The 4,373-nt window shown below is 77.9% G+C and carries 1 protein-coding gene and 1 pseudogene; both read right to left on the bottom strand.

Features of this window, described 5'->3' with window-relative positions; genetic code table 11:
* The coding region (locus ABT297_RS34015; protein ID WP_350556577.1) for a beta strand repeat-containing protein at positions 1–4,162 on the bottom strand (4,162 nt) is incomplete at its 3' end.
* Between the two features lie 96 nt (positions 4,163–4,258).
* A pseudogene (locus ABT297_RS43240) lies at positions 4,259–4,373 on the bottom strand (hypothetical protein); the annotation flags it as partial.

Below are 4,373 nucleotides of genomic sequence, written 5' to 3'. Positions count from 1 at the left end.
CGGCGAGGCCGGTGACCGTGCAACTGGTTCCGGTCGTGGTGCAGGTGGCGCCGCCCGGCGTCGCCGTGACCGTGTAGTGGTCGATGCCGGCACCCGCGTTGGACGGCACGGTCCAACTCACTGTGGCGCTGCGGTCGCCCGCGACGGCGACGGCGGTGCCGGGCGCGCCGGGCGGGCCGGGGTCGACCGGACCCCCGGTCACGCCCGGCGCGGAGACGCCGGTCGCGCCGGAGCCGACCGCGGTGACGGTGAACGTGTACGACGTACCCGCGGCGAGGCCGGTGACCGTGCAACTGGTTCCGGTCGTGGTGCAGGTGGCGCCGCCCGGCGTCGCCGTGACCGTGTAGTGGTCGATGCCGGCACCCGGGTTCGACGGCGCGGTCCAGCTCACCGTCGCCGACGACGGCCCGGCGGTCGCGGTGACGGCGCTCGGCGCGCCCGGCGGACCGGGCACCACCGCGGCGCTGGGGGCGCTGATCGGCGCGTCGCCGCCGAGACCGGTCGCGAGCACGGTGAACGTGTACGACGTGCCGGAGGTCAGGCCGGTGACGACGCACGAGGTCGCGGTGGTGAGGCAGGTGCGCAGGCCCGGTGTGGCCACCACGACGTACTGGGTGACGCCGGCGCGCAGGATGCCCGGCGGGGTCCACGACACGGTGGCACTGCGGTCGCCCGCGGCCGCGGTCACGCCGGTGGCGGCGTCGGGCGGGCCCGGGACGACCTGCGCCGCGGTAAGGGCCGGCGACGAGGTGCCGGTGCCGCCCGTGCCGACGGCGGTGACCGCGAAGAGGTACGGCACACCGTTGGTCAGGCCGGTGACCGTACACGTCGTGGCGCTGGAGGCGCAGGTCGCGCCGCCCGGCGTCGCGGTGACGACGTAGTGGTCGACGCCGCCGGCGTCGGCCGGCGGGGTCCAGCTGACGGAGGCGGTGCCGTCGCCGGCCGCGACGGTGACGCCGGTCGGAGCGCCCGGCGGCCCGGGCGTCGCCGCGGCAGACGGTGCGCTGGCCGGCGACGCCCCGCCGGGGCCGGTCGCGACGACCGTGAAGGTGTACGCGGTGCCCGGGCTCAGCAGTGTCACGGTGCAGCCGGTGCCGGCGGTGGCGCAGGTGGCGCCGCCCGGCGAGGCCGTCACGACGTAGCCGGTGACGCCGGCCCGCGCGTCGGCCGGCGCGGTCCACGACACGGCCACCGATCGGTCGCCGGGGGTGACGGTGACAGTGGTCGGCGCGCTCGGGGCACCGGTCGTGGCGCCGGCCGGGATGCTCGCCGCCGAGTCGCCGGTGCCGGCGCTGCCGTGCGCGACGACGGTGAAGACGTACGGCAGGCCGTCGGTGAGGCCGGTGATGACGCACGAGGTGCCACTGGTCGTGCAGGACGCGCCGCCGGGACTAGCGGTGGCGGTGTAGGTGTCGATGCCGGCGCCGGTGTTCGGCGGGGCGGTCCACGACACGGTCGCCCGGCCGCTGCCGGCCTGGACGGTCACGCCGGTCGGCACGCCGGGCGGCCCGGGGGTGACTGGGTTCGACGGGTCGCTGGCGGCGGAGCTGCCGCCCGGGCCGGTGGCCACGACGGTGAAGGTGTACGAGGTGCCGGGCGTGAGGCCGGCGACGGTGCAGCCGGTGGCCGCGGCGCCGACGGTGGCGCAGGCCTGCCCGCCGGGGAAGGCCGTGACCAGGTAGCCGGTCACGCCCGAGCGGACGACGGCCGGTGCGGTCCACGACACCGCGGCGGAGCCGTCGCCGGCCACGGCGGTCACGGCTGTCGGCGCGTCCGGCGCGGCAACCGGGGCGAGCACGGCCGGTGTGCCGGACACGGAGGTACCGGTCGAGCCGGTGCCGACCGCGACGACGGTGAACAGGTAGCCGGTCGAGCTCGACAGGCCGCTGACGGTGCAGCTGGTGCCGCTCGTCGAGCAACCGGCGCCGCCCGGCGTCGCGGTGACGACGTAGTGGTCGATGCCGGCGCCGGCGTTGCCCGGCGCGGTCCAGCTGACCAGCGCGTCGCCGCCGCCGAGGGCGGACACCGACGTCCCGGTGGGCGCGTCCGGCGGTCCGGACGTCATCGGCGTCGACGGGTCGCTGGCCGGCGAGGTGCCGCCGGGCCCGGTGGCCACGACCGTGAAGGTGTACGCGGTACCGCCGGCCAGGCCGGTGACGGTGCAGGAGAGCGTCGCGGTGGCGCAGGTCGCGCCGCCCGGCGAGGCCGTCACGACGTAACCGGTGACGCCGGCCCGCGCGTCGGCCGGTGCGGTCCAGCCGACCGCGGCCGAGTTCGGACCGGCGGTCGCGGTGACGCCGGTCGGGGCGTCGGGGGCGCCCGGCGTCACCGGGGCCGACGGGTCGCTCGCGGCCGACGTGCCCGTGCCGGGCAGGCCGTCGGCGACGACGGTGAACGTGTACGCGGTGCCATCGGCGAGGCCGGTGACCGTGCAGTTGGTCGCGACGGTCGTACAGGTGGCGCCGCCCGGCGACGCGGTGACGGTGTATCCGCCGATGCCGGCGCCGGCGGGCGCGGTCCAGCTGACGGTCGCGCTGGCGCTGCCGGCAGCCGCCGTCACGGCGGTCGGCGCGCCGGGCGGGCCCGGGCGCACCGGGATCGACGGGCCGCCGGGCGCGGAGCTGCCGCCGGGGCCGGTGGCGACGACGGTGAACGTGTACGCGATGCCGCCGGTGAGGCCGGTGACCGTGCAGGTGGTCCCGGACGTGGTGCAGGTGGCGCCGCCCGGCGACGCGGTGACGGTGTAGCTCGTGACGCCGGCCCGCACGATCACCGGCGGGGTCCACGACACGGTGGCGCGGCCGTCACCCGGCAGTGCGACCACGCCCGCCGGCGCGTCGGGCGGCCCGACGAGCGTGAAGCCGCTCACCGCCGGGACGGAGTCGCCGGACGAGCCGGTGCCGTTGGCGACAACGGCGAAGACGTAGCCGACGCCGTTGCCCAGACCGGTGATCGTGCAGCCGGTGCCGGTCGTGGTGCAGGTCGCCCCGCCCGGTGTGGCCGTGACGGTGTAGCCGGCGATGCCGGCGCCGGCGTTGGCCGGCGGGGTCCACGACACGCTCGCGCCGCCGTTGCCACCGGTGACGGTCACCCCGGTCGGAGCGCCCGGCGGGCCGGGTGTCGCCGGCGGCGACGGGGCGCTGGCCGGCGACGCGCCGCCGGGGCCGGTCGCCACGACCGTGAACGTGTATGCGGAACCGGAGGCGAGACCGCTCACGGTGCACGTGGTAGTGGTGCTGGTACAGGTGGCGCCGCCGGGCGACGCGGTGACCGTGTACGACGTGACGCCGGCCCTGGCCGTCGCCGGCGCGGTCCACGACACCGTGGCACTGCCACTGCCCGGGGCGGCGGTGACCGACGTCGGTGCGTCGGGCGGGCCGGGCTGCACGGTCACCGGACCACCGGCCGCGGAGTCGCCGGTGCCCGGCACGCCGTTGGCGACGACGGTCACGGTGTAGGTGGTGCCGTCGGTCAGGCCGGTGAGGAGGCAACCGGTGCCCGGAGCGGGCACGGAACAGCCGGCGCCGCCCGGCGACGCGGTGACGGTGTAGCCGGCGATGCCGGCACCGGCGTTGGCCGGCGGGGACCAGGTCACGGCGGCGGTGCCGGCACCGCCGACGACGCTCACCCCGGTCGGCGCACCCGGCGGGCCGGGGACGATCGGCAGCGACGGCAGGCTACCGGCGGAGGTACCGCCGGGGCCGGTCGCCACGACCGTGAACGTGTAGGTCATACCGCCGGTGAGGCCGGCGACGGTGCACGACGTGCCGACGGTGGTACACGTCGCGCCACCCGGCGAGGCGGTCACCGTGTAGCCGGTGAGGCCGGCCCGCACGACGACCGGCGCGGTCCACGACACCGTGGCACTGCCGTCGCCGGGAACGGCGGCAACGGCCAGGGGCGCGTCAGGCGCGCCCGGTGTGGCCGGGGAGCCGCCGGACCCGGGTGCGGAGGCGCCGGTGCTGCCGATGCCGACGGCGACCACGCTGACGGTGTACGCCACGCCGGCGGACAGTCCGGTGATCGTGCAACTGGTGCCGGTGGTGGTGCAGGCCGACCCGCCGGGCGAGGCGGTGGCCGCGTAGTGGTCGATGCCGCCGCCCGGGTTCGCCGGGGCGGTCCAGGACACGGTGATGCTGCCGGCGCCGCCGGTTGCGGTCACGCCGGTCGGGGTCCCGGGCGGCCCGGGGATCACCGGCGTCGACGGCGCGCTCGCCGCCGACGTGCCGCCGGGCCCGGTGGCGACGACCGTGAACGTGTACGAGGTACCGGCGGCAAGGCCCGAGACGGTGCAGCCGGTGGTGGCGGTCGTGCACGAGGCGCCGCCCGGCGACGCGGTGACCGTGTAGCCGGTGAGCCCGGCCCGGGTCGTG

The organism is Dactylosporangium sp. NPDC000555 (genome assembly GCF_040300025.1).
Lineage (GTDB): Bacteria > Actinomycetota > Actinomycetes > Mycobacteriales > Micromonosporaceae > Dactylosporangium.
This window is presented reverse-complemented; position numbering and strand designations above follow the sequence as displayed.